At 53.2% G+C, this 17429-nt stretch carries 18 protein-coding genes, 1 pseudogene and 1 other annotated feature; of the genes and pseudogenes, 7 read left to right on the plus strand and 12 right to left on the minus strand.

Annotation, left to right across the window (positions count from 1 at the left end):
- Positions 1 to 23: 23 nt before the first annotated feature.
- The 9 genes and pseudogenes from NL510_RS00625 to NL510_RS00665 all read right to left on the minus strand — a co-directional run bounded on the left by NL510_RS00625 (position 24) and on the right by NL510_RS00665 (position 9414).
- A complete protein-coding gene (locus tag NL510_RS00625; RefSeq protein ID WP_253380783.1) occupies positions 24 to 1178 on the minus strand; it encodes a DUF3322 domain-containing protein in 1155 nt (384 codons plus the stop codon).
- Positions 1159 to 1668: pseudogene (locus NL510_RS00630) on the minus strand (SbcC/MukB-like Walker B domain-containing protein); the annotation flags it as partial. The pseudogene NL510_RS00630 and the gene NL510_RS00625, both read right to left, overlap by 20 nt.
- Positions 1669 to 1820: 152 nt before the next feature.
- Positions 1821 to 3035 (minus strand): IS91 family transposase, encoded by a 1215-nt coding sequence (locus NL510_RS00635; RefSeq protein WP_301308581.1) that lies wholly within the window; start codon positions 3033 to 3035, stop codon positions 1821 to 1823.
- An 8-nt stretch (positions 3036 to 3043) separates the two neighbouring features.
- Positions 3044 to 3463, minus strand: a complete 420-nt coding sequence (locus NL510_RS00640) for a hypothetical protein (RefSeq protein WP_253378013.1) — start codon at positions 3461 to 3463, stop codon at positions 3044 to 3046.
- Positions 3464 to 3484: 21 nt separating this feature from the next.
- Positions 3485 to 6448, minus strand: coding sequence for an ATP-binding protein (locus NL510_RS00645; protein ID WP_253380785.1), 2964 nt, complete (start codon positions 6446 to 6448; stop codon positions 3485 to 3487).
- Complete coding sequence (locus NL510_RS00650) at positions 6441 to 7046, minus strand: DUF4194 domain-containing protein (RefSeq protein WP_253380786.1); 606 nt, start codon at positions 7044 to 7046, stop codon at positions 6441 to 6443. The genes NL510_RS00645 and NL510_RS00650 overlap by 8 nt, the downstream gene beginning before the upstream one ends.
- Positions 7033 to 7974, minus strand: coding sequence for a DUF3375 domain-containing protein (locus tag NL510_RS00655; RefSeq protein WP_436298781.1), 942 nt, complete (start codon positions 7972 to 7974; stop codon positions 7033 to 7035). Before NL510_RS00655 ends, NL510_RS00650 begins: the two co-directional genes overlap by 14 nt.
- Positions 7975 to 7993: 19 nt before the next feature.
- A protein-coding gene (locus tag NL510_RS00660) for an IS5 family transposase (protein ID WP_253376809.1) occupies positions 7994 to 8838 on the minus strand; the annotation gives its coding sequence in 2 pieces (ribosomal slippage) (positions 7994 to 8493 and positions 8493 to 8838; 846 coding nt in all).
- A 45-nt stretch (positions 8839 to 8883) separates the two neighbouring features.
- Positions 8884 to 9414 (minus strand): DUF3375 family protein, encoded by a 531-nt coding sequence (locus tag NL510_RS00665; protein WP_253380787.1) that lies wholly within the window; start codon positions 9412 to 9414, stop codon positions 8884 to 8886.
- Positions 9415 to 9577: 163 nt separating this feature from the next.
- On the opposite strand from NL510_RS00665, the gene yidA reads away from it, so the two are divergent.
- Both yidA and NL510_RS00675 read left to right on the plus strand, forming a co-directional pair.
- On the plus strand, positions 9578 to 10393 hold the full coding sequence (gene yidA / locus NL510_RS00670) for a sugar-phosphatase (RefSeq protein ID WP_253380788.1): 816 nt from the start codon (positions 9578 to 9580) through the stop codon (positions 10391 to 10393).
- Positions 10394 to 10483: 90 nt separating this feature from the next.
- Positions 10484 to 11713, plus strand: a complete 1230-nt coding sequence (locus NL510_RS00675) for a YidR family protein (protein ID WP_253380789.1) — start codon at positions 10484 to 10486, stop codon at positions 11711 to 11713.
- On the opposite strand, the gene NL510_RS00680 is transcribed toward NL510_RS00675, so the two are convergent.
- Entirely contained in the window at positions 11710 to 12042 is a 333-nt protein-coding gene (locus NL510_RS00680; RefSeq protein ID WP_253380790.1) for a YceK/YidQ family lipoprotein, read from the minus strand. The genes NL510_RS00675 and NL510_RS00680 overlap by 4 nt on opposite strands.
- 245 nt (positions 12043 to 12287) lie before the next feature.
- Positions 12288 to 12360 (plus strand) — a sequence feature (ROSE (Repression Of Heat Shock gene Expression) occurs in the 5'-region of heat shock genes and acts as an RNA thermometer to modulate expression.).
- Here NL510_RS00680 and ibpA point away from each other — a divergent pair.
- The 5 genes from ibpA to NL510_RS00705 all read left to right on the plus strand — a co-directional run bounded on the left by ibpA (position 12354) and on the right by NL510_RS00705 (position 14641).
- On the plus strand, positions 12354 to 12764 hold the full coding sequence (ibpA, locus tag NL510_RS00685; protein WP_112012366.1) for a small heat shock chaperone IbpA: 411 nt from the start codon (positions 12354 to 12356) through the stop codon (positions 12762 to 12764). (Overlaps the previous feature by 7 nt.)
- Positions 12765 to 12900: 136 nt before the next feature.
- Complete coding sequence (gene ibpB, locus NL510_RS00690) at positions 12901 to 13332, plus strand: small heat shock chaperone IbpB (RefSeq protein ID WP_253380791.1); 432 nt, start codon at positions 12901 to 12903, stop codon at positions 13330 to 13332.
- A gap of 336 nt (positions 13333 to 13668) precedes the next feature.
- Positions 13669 to 13866, plus strand: coding sequence for a hypothetical protein (locus tag NL510_RS00695; RefSeq protein ID WP_253380792.1), 198 nt, complete (start codon positions 13669 to 13671; stop codon positions 13864 to 13866).
- 90 nt (positions 13867 to 13956) lie between these two features.
- On the plus strand, positions 13957 to 14304 hold the full coding sequence (locus NL510_RS00700; protein WP_253380793.1) for a YidH family protein: 348 nt from the start codon (positions 13957 to 13959) through the stop codon (positions 14302 to 14304).
- Entirely contained in the window at positions 14294 to 14641 is a 348-nt protein-coding gene (locus NL510_RS00705) for a DUF202 domain-containing protein (RefSeq protein ID WP_253380794.1), read from the plus strand. Before NL510_RS00700 ends, NL510_RS00705 begins: the two co-directional genes overlap by 11 nt.
- 46 nt (positions 14642 to 14687) lie before the next feature.
- On the opposite strand, the gene dsdA is transcribed toward NL510_RS00705, so the two are convergent.
- The gene (gene dsdA, locus NL510_RS00710; RefSeq protein ID WP_253380795.1) at positions 14688 to 15974 is read right to left on the minus strand and encodes a D-serine ammonia-lyase; all 1287 of its coding nucleotides are present in this window, start codon (positions 15972 to 15974) and stop codon (positions 14688 to 14690) included.
- Positions 15975 to 15991: 17 nt separating this feature from the next.
- Positions 15992 to 17332, minus strand: a complete 1341-nt coding sequence (gene dsdX / locus NL510_RS00715; RefSeq protein WP_253380796.1) for a D-serine transporter DsdX — start codon at positions 17330 to 17332, stop codon at positions 15992 to 15994.
- Between the last annotated feature and the right edge of the window lie 97 nt (positions 17333 to 17429).

Here is a 17429-nt window from a genome sequence, read left to right on the forward strand (position 1 = left end):
GCTTACCGGGCAAAACAGACGGCTTAAGTATCGCCCGTAATTTCACTCTCCAGCGCCTGCCGTACCCAGTTCGCCGAAATATGTTCCTGCTCCAGCCGAACCTTCGCGCCAAAATGGTTATGCGCCAGCGCCTGGTAAAGCCGCTGTTCCTGCTCGGTCAGATTAGGTAATAGCCGCAGGCAGGGCTTGTCCTCTTCAACCCACGATGAGCGGTGCATGAATAATGTATTTTCATCCATCAAAACATGCTGAGTATGCGGGTAAAGTTGCCGGAACTGGCTCAGGATCGCAAAGCCGTGCGTATCAATATCGCCCCAGTAATAGAGCTTTTGGCGGCACAGCCAGCGAGCCGATGACAGCATATCGAAGCCGTAGCCTCGGCCAAAAATCACCATACTTCCCGCAGGCTCTGGCACGGTCAAAAAACTGATTTCGTTTTCAATCACCAGGACGGTGGTTACCGGTAAATTCAGCGACGCAAATTCATGGCTATCGATCTCTCTGTCCTGGCCGGCAAAACGATACCGGACGCGCTGGGGTTTATCGCGAAAACCAAAGCGGCGATTGAACTGTACGACACCGCGCGCCAGCGGGTCGATAGCCTCTGGCGGAAGGGTGAGATCCAGAAGCTCTGTTAAAATGCCGCGATGTTGTTCGATAAACTTACTGTTGATGTCAGGCAGATCGATTTGTCGTAAGTAGATGCCTGGACGAGGATTCATCTGCAACCAGGCGATAATCGCCAGCAAACGCGTCCACTCTTGCTCCAGCATGCGCAGCGGATACTTTACCAACCAGCCGCCCAGAGCAGGCTGAGCGGTAACAATGTGCTGAAAAAGATGCTGATAGCGTTCAGATACCTTCTGCTGACCAAGGATTTTTATCGCGTCCGCGGCAGAGTCCACCCAGACTTTTGCGGGCAGGCGGTTGACGCCAATGACCCTGTGCCTGACCTGTCGCCATTCGATGCGGTAGCCTTTTCCTTCAATCTGCGTCAGCGCGCCGATCCACTGGCGAACCTCATTAAACCGTGAAGAGAGATCGTCTGACGTTGGTTTTTTACATATCAATTGTCGGGGGAAATAGCCGCTGTCTTGCGTCACCTCCCGTAACAGGATCCCTTTTTCCCACAGCTTGCGTAACTGACTTTTTAGCGCCTCAGGCGTTGTCCAGCTCATGCGTTTTCTCTGCTTTTTCCTGCTGATAGACGTCGATGCTAATGTTGCGCAGGCGAGAAATTTTTCCGGCCTCGTTGTGCACAAATCCCACATTGGCGACATAGGGCTCAATAATATGAATTTTTTGCAGCGGCGTAACGATCAGCAGTTGCAGATTCAAGCGCTTGAAAAGCTCCAGCCCGTACTGCGCAGACTCGTCTGAACCCCGGCCAAACGCCTCGTCAATCACCACGAAGCGGAATGAGCGAGAGCGTTTCTCGCCCCACTCCAGCCCGAACTGATAAGCCAGGCTGGCGGCAAGTATGGTGTAGGCCAGCTTCTCCTTCTGTCCGCCCGATTTACCCCCGGAATCCGAGTAGTGTTCATGCTCAGTATCATCTTCTCGCCAGCGCTCGGAGGCGGAGAAGGTGAACCAGTTACGCACATCTGTCACTTTTGTCGTCCAGCGTTTGTCCTGATCGCTTAGCCCCTCGCGGCCCCGGAAACGTTCATGGTTAGGAAAATGAATCATCGTTTTAAAAAATTTCCTGACCATGAACAGCAGTGTCTGCAATGCAGTAATGATGTGCCATCGGGAATGTTATGGCCATAAAATGGCTCTTTCGGCGCGTTTTTAACCTGAAAGCCGTTTTTCAGATGCACTTATCCCGCAGTCTGTTCCTGAAGCCATCGTTTCCGGTCGATTTTATGCTGCCTTTCTGCCACTAACTCCGTGGCGTGCCTCCCGGCCTGAGCGCTGACAAAGCGCAGCCGGGTCCCGCACAGAAGGCATTTGTACGGATCCGTGCGCAGAAATTCTTTCATCAGCGCGGCGAAGCCGGGCTGTTCCGGTTTTTTCCGCGCTTCCATCCCCAGGGCTGCATACACCTTCGGCAGCAAGGTGCCCCGTTTACGGTTAGACAGGAAGCCGTAGTAACGCACCATCTTAAAATGCTTCTCCGGGATATGACTGATATAGCGTCCGATCATCTCCTCCTGGGTCAGCGTCTGCTGCCGGTACTGCTGCGTACGATGGTCGTAATAGTGGTGCACCACCGCGCCGGCGCTGTAGTGCCTGAGCTTCGCCGCCGATACCGGCGGGCGCTTCAGGTAGCGCCCGAGGTATTTGACGCTTCGCCATGCGCCTTTTGTTTTCTTCGCAAAGTGAACCTTCCATCGGCGTCCGTACTGCGTCTGCAGATACCGCTGCCACTGAGTTTTATCGCGGATATGGCCCAGCCCCGGCAGGCTGCCGGGATTAATCAGGTCATAACTGTGGCGCAGCAGCCGGATGACGGCTCCGCGCCAGATTTCCTCCACGGCATGCTTCTTAAAGAAGAGGTCGCGCCATACGCCGTGTTTAATATCAAGCCCGCCGCGGGTAACGGAGAGGTGGATGTGCGGATGCTGGTTAAGTTGTCTGCCGTACGTATGCAGGGCGCAGAAGATACCGACCTCCACGCCCTGTTTGCGGGTCCACCGGAGTATGGCCCGGGTGGCTGCCCGGAACAGTGCATTGAGAAGGGGCCAGTTGCTGTTGAAGAAGGGCCACAGCAGGTGGGGCATGGTGAAGGTGATGTGCTGCCAGTCACAGTCGGGCAGAATATGCTGTTGCTCTGTAATCCACTGTTCCGTGGCTTTATGTCCACACGAGCTGCAGCCTTTTGATTTACAGGTCTGGCAGAAGAAGCGGGAATGTGTACAGTCCGGGGAGGCGCAGCAGTATCGCTTCACCCCCATGGCAGCAGTGCCGCAGGCGAGCATGCGCTCGACACAGAGAACGGTCCACGGGCTGAGGGTGTCACCGTGTTTATCCATATACCTGTTCCAGCCGTCATCAGTGGTGAACAGCAGCTTTGCGGGGCGCGGGATATACATGCGGCGGATTATCGCTCTGCAGTGGCACCGGTATGATAGTGCCAGTCGTCACAGTCATCGGCCCAGTTGTCGGTGTGTTTATCCCACGGTGCGAAGGTCACCGGTAGCATGCCGGATTCTGTGGCGAGAATAAACACATCGGCTGGCATGGACTCAATGACGACATCGCCGTCGGGTGAGTCAGGCGGCTCAAAGCCGCGGATGATACAGACGAGAGGCGGGTCGAAGTGTGTATCGAGGAAAAACTGCGGCCCCAGGTGGACACAGTGACGAATGGCATCCTGCGGTGTGTCGTAAAAAAACTCGTCGGGGTCATCATGGTCGCTTTCCGGGGGCAGGGAGACGAGGAAACGCTTCGGATAATCAGGGCGTGAGAGTCGGGACGAGGGCGTGGGTTTACGCTTTCGGGGGGCTTTGCTGCGGGCCATACCAATGACTTCCTGAGAAAATTAACATGCCGCAGAGTATAAAGCCGGACTCAGGACATGCAAACCATCGGAATCGCGAAGCGATGACGCTCGCCCTGTAAGGGCGCTACGTTCGATGATGCGCTTAACCTGTAAGAATTTATCTTCTGAGTACTGCTCATCTTCTGAGCCGGTAAGTGCGCCTTCAGTACAGATGCGCAGCTCGCTCTGAAAATCGCGAATATCCGCGTCGGCGCTGAGCTGAGCCACCAGAGAAATATAGCGACCCGGGTTGTAATCAACGGGAACCAGGGAGTCGTTAATTTTCTCAATACGTTCTTTGATAGTCTCTCTTTCCCGGTTGAGCTGACTCTGAAAACTGGCAATATCATTGATGGTATTTTCATTGAGCAACTGCTTAAAGCGAGCTTCAAAGCGCGGGAGATCGTCGGCTCGCAATGCATTCAGCATCTGGCGATACTCATGGACAGACTCAAGACTGATGTCGATCTCCTGGGTCTCTAGCGGGAACTGATGATTATATCCCGTCATGCTGTTGATGATTTTGTCCCGGGAGCGGAAGAGTTTTTTATCTTCGCTGTCGATTTTATCCTGCAGCCAGCCACGCATCTCCTGCTGGCAATTATCACAGGACTCGACGCTGAGTTGCCTGTCGGGTAAGGCCTTTTCACGCCACTGCTCAAGCTGAGGGTAATAACGAGGCATATCCTGCTCATTCGCCGTTTTTTGCACAGACTCCGCTTCCTGCAGGCTCTCCTCTGCACGCTCTATCTTCTCCTGCGTGCGTCCACGTAAGGCGATTTTATCCCCATGGGTTGTCTCCAGCGTCTGGATTTCCGTGAGGATCTCATTCAGTCGTTGATTCAGTACCAGCAGCCGATCGGATGCGGCTTCAAGCTCGCGTTTCTCAGCTTCCAGTCGGGCAATAGCCTGAGCCAGCGGCTGCCAGTTCATGGCCTGATAATCGTTATGTTCGCCAAGACGGTTATAAATATCGCGTTGCTGCTGCAGGCTTTTAAGTTTTTCCTCAACGGAGGCTAACTCGTTGCCGAGTTCTGCCAGCGCGTCCTCAAGCTCCCGCGCCTGTTTTTCCAGCACGGCGATTTTTTCCAGGTTACTCCACCCAAGAATATAGCGGCTGCGGTCGTGAATAGTATGACGGTCATCTTTTTCATGACGATCGCCCGGCGATTTAATCTGGCCGCTGCGGGTAATCGCCTTACTTTCGCGACGGAACTGTTCCAGCGTTTCACAACAAATATGGTTAAACTGCTGCAGGCGTCGTTCAAGCCAGTCATACCAGACGGTATCGGGTTTTATTTGTAACTTTTCGCTCACCGCACCGGGAAGCGGAGATACCGTAGCATGGTGCTGAGCGGGATTGACCCTGAAATAACTTAACCGGCCATTAAGATGATTATTTTCAACCCATTGCGCCACCTGTTGGTAGTGCTCATCGGCCACCAGAATGGAAAGCCCAAAGCCGTGTAACAGACGTTCCGTTGCACCTTCCCAGACTTTTTCCTCTTCACGCACGGCGAGTAACTCGCCAACGAAGGGGAGATGTTCTTCATTTAGCCCCAGCGCCTGGCAGATACTGTCGCGCAGCATAATCTGACGGGCGTCGATATTGCTGCGCCGTGAACGGAGGTTATTGATTTCAGCGATAAGCTGCTGGTGTATTTCGCGTTTACGGGAAAAGGTAATGTACAGCTCGTTTTTCTGCTGCTGTAACTCGGCTTCGCGGTCGGCGAGCTCATCCGCCTGCGTTTGCAGAAGCTGCCGTGTCGCCAGCCACTCTTCATGATCTTTCACCGCAGAGAGAGCTATTTTTTCCAGCAGCGCGTTATAGTTCTCTGCTGCTTTCAGACGACGGTTTTTTTCCTGTTCATGATGAGTAATATCCAGGCGCAATTGTTCCAGACGATCGCCACCGTTAGCGGCAATATCAGCACGCAGTTGCCTTTCCTGGTTACGTTTTTCCTGTAACTGTTCAGCGGTGACCGCCAGCGTGTTTTGATAGCGCTGCAGTTCATCGTTAAGATTCACCAGCCGCTTTTCAAGCAGGGCGTGCTTCTGGTGGGCAAACCAGCCCGCCAGAGCGTCACGGCAGGCGCGCATGGTTTCTGTTTCCTGAACCAGCAGCGCATGCCTGTCGCACTCGTCAACGAGCGGCGTTAAGTGCTCCACCTGCCGCCGGGCTTTCAATATCGACTCATGCGCGCGATTAAGATCGTCAAAATGTTCAATCAAATGCTTAATTCGTTGGGCGACATCAAAAGGCTCCAGCATATGGCTACGGACAAAATCGGTGAGATTACCCACCGATTTCATAGATACCGTCTGATGAAATAACTCCAGCGCCTGTTCATTGTTTATACCGAAGCGACGACGGAACCAGATGCCATAAGGCGGGAACGAATCAAATATTTCGGCGCTATGTTTTCGTAGCTGTTTGCGAAGGTTATTAATATCAGAACCAAAACCGGAGAAGTCCTCAGCGATGGAAAGCGCTTTTTCCGAGGTAATATAAAACGTAACCGGCTTTCCTGCGGGTTCCTTTAATGAAAAAACCTGTGCCAGGGTAACGGTTTGACCAAAGCCTTCATTGCGAAAAATACCCAGAATGACGGAATAATTACGGTGATCGCGTAGGGCGACGGGTTTTCCGCCCATGCTGTTTTCCAGCCGCTCAGATTTGTAGTATCCCAGCACATACGATCGGAGCGAGCGCTCTTTATTCTCCGCCCCTGCCGCTTTGTTATAGGCTATGCGGTGAGCGGGAACCAGGAGTGTGGTTACCGCATCCACCAGCGTAGATTTTCCGGAACCGATATCGCCCGTGAGGAGCGCGTTTTTACCCTGCAAGTTAAAGGTCCAGACCTGGTTGTTAAAGGTTCCCCAGTTAAAAATCTCCAGCCGTTCAAGACGAAAACCAGCGGAGGATTCATCGCTGCTAAAATCAAGCTCCAGCGCATTAGTCATGATTTTCTCCTCGAATATACTGGTTATAGGCCTGCAGGCGCGCATCAAAATCAGATAGCCACTGTGCATCGACAAATGCTTTCAGAATACGCCGGACTTCCCAGGTCTGATTTTGATTACGGAGAGGGCGTAAGAATCCCATCTCAGAAATTTTATTAATATGGCGACTAATCTGATCGACCAGCCGTACTTCATTGGTGCTTTCAGCCATGAAAACACGCAATAAATCGATAATCTGATCCTGGGTCAGAATTAAACGTGTTTCGCTGCCGCTGGCGTCGAATTCCGCCATTTTTTTGCGCAACAGAGCCAGCAGAAGGCTGACGGGAAATGACAGAGGGCGTCGGGAAATTAGCCGAGGCGCGGATTCATCATCGGCTTCATCAGCGCTTGATCGCAAAAAAGCATAACCTTCCGCTTCATCCAGATGAAGCTCCAGATTCATCACCCGACAGTAGTCGCGAACCTGAATTTGTAAACGCAACAGCGCGCCCCACAGATGAGGATCGTTCTCCTGATAAATCACACCTTTCAGCAGTGAAATAATCAGCGTCGAAAGGGCGCTGTCCGGTGACACGGTGGCGTTATTCTGTTCCATTCATTATCTCCTTTGCGCGGGTAAAAATGATCGTATTAATGTGCGCCTTTTTTTGTTCACCCGTTGCAGTAAGCCAATATACGGTTTCGCTGCTGCTTTCATCAAACGTTGCGCTAACGGATTCACTGGCGAGTTGAATATAGGTAACCAGCTCAGCGAGTCCTTGCTGCAATGGATACAGGGAGAGTACTTCCTGCAGGCTTATTTGCGAACGCGTGTGCAGGATCTTACGAATATTGCGCAGTAAGCGAGATTTATCGACGGTGATTTGTGAGAAAAGAATATCAATGTCTATTGATTCATCACCCTGCTCAAGAACCTGCTGGATAATTTTGGCTTTCACCGGAGGAGTGTAAAGCGGGCGCTCACAAGGCAATATCACGGAGGGTTGAAGATCGTAAATATCCATTATGTCGCCTGCGGGAGGCGTCGATTTTAAGGCGACAGCATGATGCTCAATATTATGTAAAATCTCCATAATCCGCTTATTTTCAAGCCAGGCCTGATCGTCGAGAAAGCGTCGTAACTGTTGCGAAAGCTGCGCAACGGTGCGTTGCGTATGTTCTCCCGCCTCCAGCCAGTCGTAATGAATACGTTTAATACGAGAATCAGGCTGCGTTTCGGCAACAGCATCAAGCGACAGGAGTTTTTCCAGTAAGCGTGAGAACTCATCCTGTCTTGATTGTGACATCAGAAAATCCCAGAACGCGCGAAAGCTCCGGCCTTGATCTGATTCGGTGATGGCATCGCGCTCGCCCAGCACCTGGGTTAACAGATCGCCTTTGGCGCCATTCCATAGCGCGATGCGTTCGCGAACAAGGCGATCGAGCTGGCGGAAGTTGTGCTCAACCTGGCGGAAATCGGAGAGTAGCTCGCGGGATAAATGGACGATCTGCTGAAAACGTTCTTTTTGTGCGGTGCTATCCAACAGCGTTAGGCTGTGTCCCTTAATTATATAGTCGTTGATAAAAGAGCCGGATGCAGCCCAGCTTCACCATCGCCAGATAATTTCTCGCCGTTTTGTCGTAACGCGTCGCTATGCGACGGTATTCTTTCAGGCGACCAAAACATCGCTCAACAACGTTGCGATTGCGGTACGCATTACGATCGAGCTGTGAACGCCCATCCAATGCCATTTTCTCATTTGATTTTCGGGGAATGACTGCTTTTATACCTTTGCTTTTCAGTTCGTTGCGTAACGCATGCCCGGAGTACGCTTTGTCGGCCAGTACCGCATGGCCACGGCGTTTCATGCTGCCGTTCTGGCGCTGAACACCAATACCGTCGAGAAGACGTTGCGCGAACTGGCTTTCGTGAGCCTGTCCGGGACTCAGCACTATGTTTAACGGAAGACCGTTTCCGTCTGTCGCCAGATGGATTTTGGTGCCAAAACCACCGCGAGAGCGACCCAGCCCATTATCTCCGGCGATATCGGGATGTTTTTTTGAGCCCCGGCAGCACATTTCAACGCCCGGATATTGCTGCCATCCAGCGCCGTAGCAGACCAGTCAACAAGATTGCTGGCATCAAGTAGCGAAAGCAACCTGTTGAAAATAATGTTAATAACACCTGATTTTGACCACCGGTTAAAGCGGTTATAAACCGTTTTCCATGGTCCATATCGTTCAGGTAAATCACGCCACGGAGCCCCGGAACACAACACCCAGAACATACCGTTGATAATTTTACGATGCTCAGCCCATGGGCGTCCGGCCCGTGGAGATACGGGTTCAGCAGGCAATAAAGGCTGGATGATAATCCATGCTTCATCAGGAAGGTCGTAGCGAGCCATAGTTCAATATGTTGTGGAAACAGACAGTTACTATAGCTCAAACGATTAAGGGACACAGCCTAGTTTACCGTTGCGGATGGCGGCTATCTCCGCATCAATCTCATTGCGCTGTTGTTCAAGCTCCTGAATGCGCAGCTCCGGATTATTTTCACTGCCTGAGATGACCTGTTTGAGCAATTCAAACAGGGTGACCAGCCTGGACTCTGTACCGATAAAGGCGGCATCGCCCAGTTTATCCAGCCAGCTTAGCGCCTTTTCGGTCGCAGGTGTCAGGTCGAACCAGGGCCGGTCATCGCCTGGCGGGTAAAATTTCCTCAACCAGCCGCGCTCAGGAGCCGCCCAGTCATTCAGATATTCCCGCGCAGGGCGCGGATACATCTCCTCACCGTAGTGCTGGTGCAGGACATAAAGCGTATCTTCCAGTTTTTCCGTAAGCTCATCCTGGGGAATACTGCGGGCATTGGGTAATGAGAACGCCTGCCAGAGAAAACTGGCGATAAGCGCGGCGGAATCTGCGCGCAATAACTTCCATGCGGGGTGATTGGTGCGCATGGTATCCAGAGTGGCAAAATCCATAACAGCGCATCTCCTGAAAATATAAGGTTATTTGTCATTTTACCCTGTTCAAAAGAGGTCAAAAAAGGGGGTTGATCGCATTGTTTACTCTCCTCTTTAATCTGCTGTTTTTTGAGCGGAATCGCGTTAGCATGAGTTCAGACTCATTCAAACCGGGGATCTCATGGCTATTAAACTCATTGCAATCGATATGGACGGCACCTTACTGCTGCCAGACCACACTATCTCTCCAGCCGTTAAAAACGCGATTGCCGCCGCACGCGAGATAGGCGTCAAGGTGGTGCTGACTACCGGGCGTCCGTATGCGGGTGTGCACAGCTATCTGAAAGAGCTGCACATGAATCAACCGGGTGATTACTGCATCACCTATAACGGCGCGCTGGTGCAGAAAGCCGCAGATGGCAGTACGGTGGCACAAACCGCCCTGAACTATGACGACTACTTGTTTCTGGAAAAGCTGTCCCGCGAAGTCGGTTCTCATTTCCACGCGCTCGATCGCAATACGCTCTATACCGCTAACCGTGATATCAGCTACTACACCGTACATGAATCCTACGTCGCGACCATTCCGCTGGTGTTCTGTGAAGCGGAAAAAATGGACCCGGCGACCCAATTCCTGAAAGTGATGATGATAGATGAACCCGAGATCCTGGATAAAGCCATCGCCCGCATCCCGGCGGAAGTTAGAGAGAAATATACCGTGCTGAAAAGTGCGCCGTACTTCCTCGAAATTCTCGATAAACGCGTGAATAAAGGTACGGGCGTAAAATCCCTGGCCGACGTGCTGGGCATTAAGCCAGAGGAGATCATGGCGCTGGGCGACCAGGAGAACGACATCGCAATGATTGAGTTCGCAGGCATAGGGGTGGCAATGGATAACGCCATCCCGTCGGTGAAAGAGGTGGCTGATGTCATCACCAAATCTAACCTCGAAGACGGTGTTGCCTGGGCAATCGAGAAATATGTTCTGAACTGTTAACCCCGGCGGGGTCAGTTTTGGTCTATATGAGTAGGCTAATCACTTCTGATGTTTTACCCTGATGCGATAACCGCGCATCAGGGCCTCTTTATGAAACAAATCACCTTTGCTTCCCGCCATCACCAGCTCACGAATATTAACACCTGGACGCCTGACAGCCAGTGGCTTGCCTATGACGTTCGCCCGTCCGGCGCATCGTTCAGCGGCCAGACCATCGAACGGGTAAATGTCAGTACGGGCGAGGTAGAGGTGATTTATCGTGCTCCACACGACGCGCACGTCGGCGTGGTGACCGTTCATCCGGTGGAAAACAAATTTGTCTTTATCCATGGGCCGAAAAACCCCGATGCAGACTGGCAGTACGATTTCCACCATCGCCAGGGGGTGATTGCCCACAATGGCCAGGTGAGCAACCTGGATGCCCTGGATATTTCTGCACCCTACACCGCCGGGGCATTGCGCGGGGGCAGCCATGTCCACGTGTTTAGCCCTGATGGAGAATTCGTCAGCTTTACCTACAACGACCACGTGCTGCACGAACGCGACCCAAAACGCGACCTGCGTAATGTCGGGGTGGCCGCGCCTTTTGGTCCGGTTGAACCTCAGGGCAAGGATCCACATGAATATGCGGGTACCTTCTGGAGCGTACTGGTAAGCCGCACAACGCCGAACCCACGGCCGGGTAGCGATGAGATTAACCGCGCTTACGAAGAGGGGTGGGTGGGCAATGACAGGCTGGCGTTTATCGGCGATACCTTGTCAGAGAAAGGCAAAAAAGTGCCAGAACTGTTTATTGTGTCTCTGCCAAAAGATGCGCAGGGCTGGAAACGTGCAGGTGATGCCCCGTTGCAGGGAACCCCTGATACCCTACCGGCGCCCCCCTTTGGCGTAATGCAGCGCCGCCTCACCTTTACCCATCAAAACCGCTATCCGGGGCTGGTTAACGTGCCGCGCCACTGGGTACGTAGTCATCCGCAGGGAACGCAGATCGCGTTTCTGATGCGCGATAATAACGGCATTGTGCAACTGTGGCTTATCTCACCGGATGGCGGCGAGCCGCGGCAGTTGACCCACACCGTGAGCAGTATTCAGTCCGCGTTCAACTGGCACCCTTGCGGGAACAGGCTGGGATTCGTGCTTGAAAACCGGATTGCCTGCTGTGATGCGCAGAACGGAGAGGTGACGTTTTTGACGTCCAATCATGGCAACCCGCCCTCTGCCGATGCGGTGGTGTTTTCCCCGGATGGGCGCGCTATCGCCTGGATGGAAGAGACGGAAGGTTTTCGCCAGCTATGGCTAACGAAAACCGCGCAGAGCTAGTGTGAAGGCAGGGCCGCGGGCGGAATGACGGAATTAGTTGCCAGATTTTCTTTTTCGCTTTGCTCAACGCGCGAACGCACGGAATTGTCCGTGCGGAACATATCCCACGGCAGAAGAAGCGTATCTGCTACTACCGTAAAGGGCATATCAAGGATAACCAGGGACCTGGTTCCCCAGTTTGTATTATCATCGGAGATCATCGACGCGCTGGCGCGGGTCCCTGGATATGTTCCTTCTTTACCGCCAGTGTGAGACATCACGCTCGAACACCCGCAAAGTAAAACAATCCCGCTGAACGTCGTCAGCTTTATCAGAACATTTTTCATCATCGCTCAGTCCATCATTAATGGCACTACTTAGACCTGCACTCTGGGTTATAACGAGCCTTGTTCAAAATGAATAGCCCGAAAGTCCAAACCTGTGGCGACCATAGCAATTTAACTCTTCGTGCTGTTGTCCCAGTCTAAGCGAGTTGCACGAAAGTGCAAAAAAAAGTACAGGCATAATGCTTGAAAAGACCGGTTTTAGCCCCATTTTCAGTATAAGACCCGATAAGGACACGCCTGATGGGTGTTCGGGGGACAACGGCCTGTCCATGGTGGAAGGCTGCAATTTCTCGCTGATTTCAGGAGTATTATTTATGCGTAACTTCGATCTTTCTCCGTTATATCGTTCTGCAATTGGTTTTGACCGCCTGTTTAACCATTTAGAAAATAACCAAAGCCAGAGCAATGGCTATCCTCCATACAATGTTGAGCTGGTGGATGAAAATCATTATCGCATTGCGATTGCGGTCGCTGGTTTTGCAGAGAGCGAACTGGAAATCACCGCGCAGGACAACCTGCTGTTGGTGAAAGGCTCCCATACGGCTGAGCAGAAAGAACGTACCTACCTTTATCAGGGTATCGCCGAGCGTAACTTTGAACGCAAGTTCCAGTTAGCTGAGAACATTCACGTTAAAGGCGCGAACCTGGTCAACGGTCTGCTGTTTATCGAACTGGAACGTGTGATACCGGAAGAGAAGAAACCTCGCCGGATCGAAATTAACTGATCGTGCGGGTCGCAACAGCGGCCCACCCAGAATTGCTTGCCGTAAAGGGAGCATATGCGAATCCACAAGGATTTGCAGGAATAATTGTGCACAAAATTACACTGTGCCGGACTCGCTTCTCAGAAGGAGATATACTATGCGTAACTACGATTTATCCCCCCTGCTGCGTCAGTGGATTGGCTTCGACAAACTGGCTAATGCCCTGCAAAACACTGCTGCCGAGCAACAAACGTTCCCACCGTACAACATCGAAAAAAGCGATGATAACCACTATCGCATTACCCTGGCGTTAGCCGGATTCCGCCAGCAAGACCTGGAGATCCAGCTCGAAGGGACACGTTTGACGGTAAAAGGCTCGCCTGAAAAACCAGAAACCGAAACCCGGTGGCTGCATCAGGGGCTGGTCACTCAGCCGTTTAGCCTGAGCTTTACTCTGGCCGATCATATGGAAGTCTCGGGTGCGAGCTTCATTAACGGGTTGCTGAACATCGACCTGACTCGCAACGTACCGGACGCGATTGCGCCGCAGCGCATCGCCATCAGTGAGCGGCCTGCGTTAAACAGTTGATGATATAGGTTGGATAAGGCGCAATCGCCGCCCGATCACAGACCGCATAACGTCCTGTCCAGGCAGGACGTTATGCGCCAGCGTAATGAATTTGCAAGGGTGGCACATCTAATGACCCGGTGGAGTATAACGGCGTAATATTTCTTTGCCGAATAAATTGTGATGAAAAAACGGATTAATGAATTAAGTAATTTATTGTTTAATTTATTGATGGCTTAAAGGGTCAATCCCAGGCGCTAATACTGCTCCTCCGGTGCTTAATTTTTCACTATCCAGCGTGTGGTCTCATTCGTTAACCGGGTCGCAATCTGCGGCACGTCGGTTCGCGGTGGGGTAATGGTGTATTATGTCACCCGGATTACGGCATCGCCGACATTTTTTTCGCTCTTACTCACAACTTGCTGTGTCGGCAGTACGCAAACGCCTGCCAACCTGAACACTATCGTCGCGTTGTTTACCATGGCCCCGGGTATCTGCTACCTGCTGTGCGCCTTAACGGCGAAAGTGTTCTTCAAACTGACAACGGAAAAATGAAGCAAATTTCGGCGAACCTCACCGTGCAGGCTTGAATGATTGTTTAACCCAATGGGTCAGATTGAATCGTCGAAACACCAAGGAGAAACGATGAAAATTTCCCGTCTCGGCGAAGCGCCGGATTACCGCTTCTCTTTAGCTAATGAGCGGACATTTCTGGCGTGGATCCGCACCGCACTGGGCTTTCTGGCTGCCGGTGTTGGCCTTGATCAGCTGGCGCCCGATTTTGCCACCCCTTTGATTCGTGAAGCGCTGGCGCTGCTGCTGTGTCTGTTTGCGGGTATACTGGCGATCTATGGTTATCTGCGCTGGTTACGCAACGAAAAAGCGATGCGTCTGAAGCACGATCTCCCTTATACGCGCGGGCTGCTGTTAATTAGCGCGATGCTGCTGGCGGTGGCGGGCGTGGTGATGGTGCTGGTGTTCTATGGCGGATAGCCGCAAATTGCGACGTGAAGCCGACCCTGGCCTTCAGCCGGAGCGGACCTCCCTTGCCTGGCTGCGCACACTGTTGGGATACGGTGCGCTGATCGCGCTGGCGATTAAGCACAACTGGCACCGCACGGGCGGGCCAATGTGGATCTCATTAATTGTGCTGGCGATGGTGGCGATTATTCTATGGCGTTATACCCGCAGCCGTAACCTGATGGACGTGGCGCAGGATGATTTTGCGCAGCCGAAGGCAGTGCGAGATAAGTTACTGATCGCCCTGGCTGTTTTATCCCTGTCACTGCTGTTTGCGGTCAGCCATATCCAGCAAATTTTAAACCTGTAGTTGTCGGTTTCGCCCGGCGAGGGTTGCGCCTTACCGGGCCGATAACTTAACGTCCTTTCGCTAAATACGTCGCCATTTCGTCTTCCGGCACCATCCCGCCGCCGGTCGCCCAGACCAGATGGGTAACGTTAGCTTCCGCCTTTACGCGTAGCGGTCCGGCCATTCCCGCCAGGGCAGAGGGTTCGAGACGGATCCCCTCTTCCTGCGCCAGCCAGCCGAGCATGTCATACATACTCCGATCGGAAAGCGTATAGAACCCGGCGAGCAGGCGTTCCATCGCGCGGCCCACGAAACCCGATGCACGTCCTACGGCCAGTCCGTCCGCAGCCGTTACGTTATCGATCCCGAGATCCTGAACCGCAATGTCATCGTGCAGGCCGGTGTAGACGCCCAGCAGCATGCAAGGTGAGTGAGTTGGTTCGGCAAAGAAACAGTGTACGTTATCGCCAAACGCCAGTTTAAGACCAAACGCCACGCCGCCAGGGCCGCCGCCGACGCCACATGGCAGGTAGACATACAGTGGATGTGCGGCATCTACCACCCGACCCTGGGCGGCAAACTGCGCCTTCAGACGCTCGCCCGCCACCGCATAACCGAGGAACAGGGTGCGGGAATTTTCATCGTCAATGAAGAAACAGTTCGCATCGCTTAGCGCGGCTTTTCGCCCTTGCTCCACCGCGACGCCATAATCCTGCTCATACTCTACGACATGCACGCCGTGGCTGCGCAGCGTGGCTTTTTTCCATTCCCGGGCGTCAGCGGACATATGGACTGTCACCTTAAAGCCGATGCGCGCGCTGATGATACCGATGGACATCCCCAGGTTGCCGGTAGAGCCTACCGCGATGCTGTACCGGCTGAAGAAGTCTTTAAAGCGCGGCTCCAGCAGGATGCTGTAATCGTCATCACTACTGAGCAAACCGGCTGACAGCACCAGTTTTTCCGCATGCGCCAGCACTTCATAGATGCCGCCACGCGCCTTAATGGAGCCGGAAATGGGCAGATGGCTGTCCTTTTTCAGCAGCAGCGTTCCGGGGATCGCCTTAGCAAACTCCCGCTCCAGCCGCTTATGCATCGCCGGTATCGCCACCAGTTCAGATTCGATAATCCCGCGGGTGGCCGCCGTTTCCGGGAATGCTTTTGCCAGATACGGCGCGAAGCGGTTCAGGCGAAAATGGGCGTCATCCACATCGGCTTTGGTTAACCCGACATACGGCAACCCCTCAGCAAGCGTAGTGGCGCGTGGGTTAAGCCAGGTCGTTTCTTGCAGGGCAATCAGCTCCTCAACCAGAGGAAACTGTGCGGTTAACGTGGTAATAATTGCGTTTTTCATAGTACGTCTCGTCGCGCTCAGATAATAAAAGAAAGCAGGAATGTGCCGCCAAGTGCAAGCACCGAGGCGATAAACGTCGCCGTCGTATAATATTTGAAGGTCTCATTCAGGGTGGCGCCGCAATACTGCTTTACCAGCCAGAAAAGGGAGTCGGTGACGATCGTGCAGCCAATGGCGCCGGAACCGATGGCAATGGTGATGATCGCCGGGCTGACGTTCGGGTAGAGCGGCAGCATCGGCGCCACAATCGCCGTGGCGCCCATCATCGCCACGGTCGCCGAGCCAACGGCGGCATGCAGCACCAGCGCCACCAGCCACGCGAGAAGGATGGGGTGCATATGCAGGTTCGAAAGCATCTGCGCCAGGGTGTCCGCCAGCCCGCTGGTTTTCAGAATGGCGTTAAACGCCCCACCCGCGCCGATAATCAATAAAATGTTGGCGATGGCACCAAACCCGTTCTCGGTATGGGTCAGCATCGCACTCATGGCCATATGCTGGCGGATCCCCAGAAGGTAATAGGCAACAAACACAGCGATAAACATCGCGGTGATCGGGTTGCCGATAAACTCCAGTAGCGCAAAGAGCGTGCTGTCATTGGCTGCCATATACAGTCCGGCGACGGTTTTCACCAGCATCAGGCCAATGGGCAGCAGCACGGTAAACAGCGTTGCGCCGAGAGAGGGTAGGGTGTGTTCTTCACGCACGTTAAGGTCTGAAAATTCTGCCGGAACCGCTTTAAACGGCAGGCGCTCCCCGAGCAGTTTCAGGAACAGCGGACCGCCTGCCAGCGAGGCCACCAGACCCACCAGCAGACCATAAACAATAACCGTACCCACGTCCGCGCCCAGCGCGTTAGTAACAAACAGCGCCGCCGGGTGTGGAGGCACCACGCAGTGCACCGCCATCAAGGCGGTACACAGCGGAATGGCCAGTTTGAGCAATGAGGTGTGGGTTTTTTTGGCAATGGAGAAGGCGAGTGGGATCAGCAGCACCACACCCACCTCCACAAACAGCGTAATGCCGCAGATGAGGCCGACCAGCACCATAATCACGTCCGCCGAGAGCCAGCGGCAGCGCTGGAGCGTGATGCCGATACGTTCTGCCGCACCCGAGACTTCCATTATCTTGCCGAGGATTGTGCCAAGACCAATCACCGCCGCCAGAAAGCCCAGGGTACCGCCAATTCCGCTCTCAACGGCATCCACTATCTCCAGCGGGCGCATTCCCATCATCGCGCCGACAAAAAAGCTCGCCAGCAGCAGCGCCAGGAACGGGTGAAACTTCAGTTTTACGATGGTTAAAACAATCAACACAATGCTTGTCAGCAGCGTCGCCACAACCCAGACCTGAGATCCCATGCCCCACCTCACCCTTTGTCATTACGACTATTGGACGAAAAACGGCATAGGCTGACAAACGATATAAATTGACGTACAGGTGAGCCAGATTGCATCA

Source organism: unidentified bacterial endosymbiont, from assembly GCF_918797525.1.
In the GTDB taxonomy this organism is placed as follows: Bacteria; Pseudomonadota; Gammaproteobacteria; order Enterobacterales; family Enterobacteriaceae; genus Enterobacter.

Coding starts and splice junctions, on each gene's coding strand:
- dsdX (WP_253380796.1), bottom strand. CDS start 17,332: ATGGGATCTCAGGTCTGGGTTGTGGCGACGCTGCTGACAAGCATTGTG.
- NL510_RS00645 (WP_253380785.1), bottom strand. CDS start 6,448: ATGACTAATGCGCTGGAGCTTGATTTTAGCAGCGATGAATCCTCCGCT.
- NL510_RS00625 (WP_253380783.1), bottom strand. CDS start 1,178: ATGAGCTGGACAACGCCTGAGGCGCTAAAAAGTCAGTTACGCAAGCTG.
- NL510_RS00695 (WP_253380792.1), top strand. CDS start 13,669: ATGGTGTATTATGTCACCCGGATTACGGCATCGCCGACATTTTTTTCG.
- NL510_RS00675 (WP_253380789.1), top strand. CDS start 10,484: ATGAAACAAATCACCTTTGCTTCCCGCCATCACCAGCTCACGAATATT.
- NL510_RS00650 (WP_253380786.1), bottom strand. CDS start 7,046: ATGGAACAGAATAACGCCACCGTGTCACCGGACAGCGCCCTTTCGACG.
- ibpB (WP_253380791.1), top strand. CDS start 12,901: ATGCGTAACTACGATTTATCCCCCCTGCTGCGTCAGTGGATTGGCTTC.
- yidA (WP_253380788.1), top strand. CDS start 9,578: ATGGCTATTAAACTCATTGCAATCGATATGGACGGCACCTTACTGCTG.
- NL510_RS00680 (WP_253380790.1), bottom strand. CDS start 12,042: ATGATGAAAAATGTTCTGATAAAGCTGACGACGTTCAGCGGGATTGTT.
- NL510_RS00635 (WP_301308581.1), bottom strand. CDS start 3,035: ATGTATATCCCGCGCCCCGCAAAGCTGCTGTTCACCACTGATGACGGC.
- NL510_RS00640 (WP_253378013.1), bottom strand. CDS start 3,463: ATGGCCCGCAGCAAAGCCCCCCGAAAGCGTAAACCCACGCCCTCGTCC.
- ibpA (WP_112012366.1), top strand. CDS start 12,354: ATGCGTAACTTCGATCTTTCTCCGTTATATCGTTCTGCAATTGGTTTT.
- NL510_RS00700 (WP_253380793.1), top strand. CDS start 13,957: ATGAAAATTTCCCGTCTCGGCGAAGCGCCGGATTACCGCTTCTCTTTA.
- NL510_RS00705 (WP_253380794.1), top strand. CDS start 14,294: ATGGCGGATAGCCGCAAATTGCGACGTGAAGCCGACCCTGGCCTTCAG.
- NL510_RS00665 (WP_253380787.1), bottom strand. CDS start 9,414: ATGGATTTTGCCACTCTGGATACCATGCGCACCAATCACCCCGCATGG.
- dsdA (WP_253380795.1), bottom strand. CDS start 15,974: ATGAAAAACGCAATTATTACCACGTTAACCGCACAGTTTCCTCTGGTT.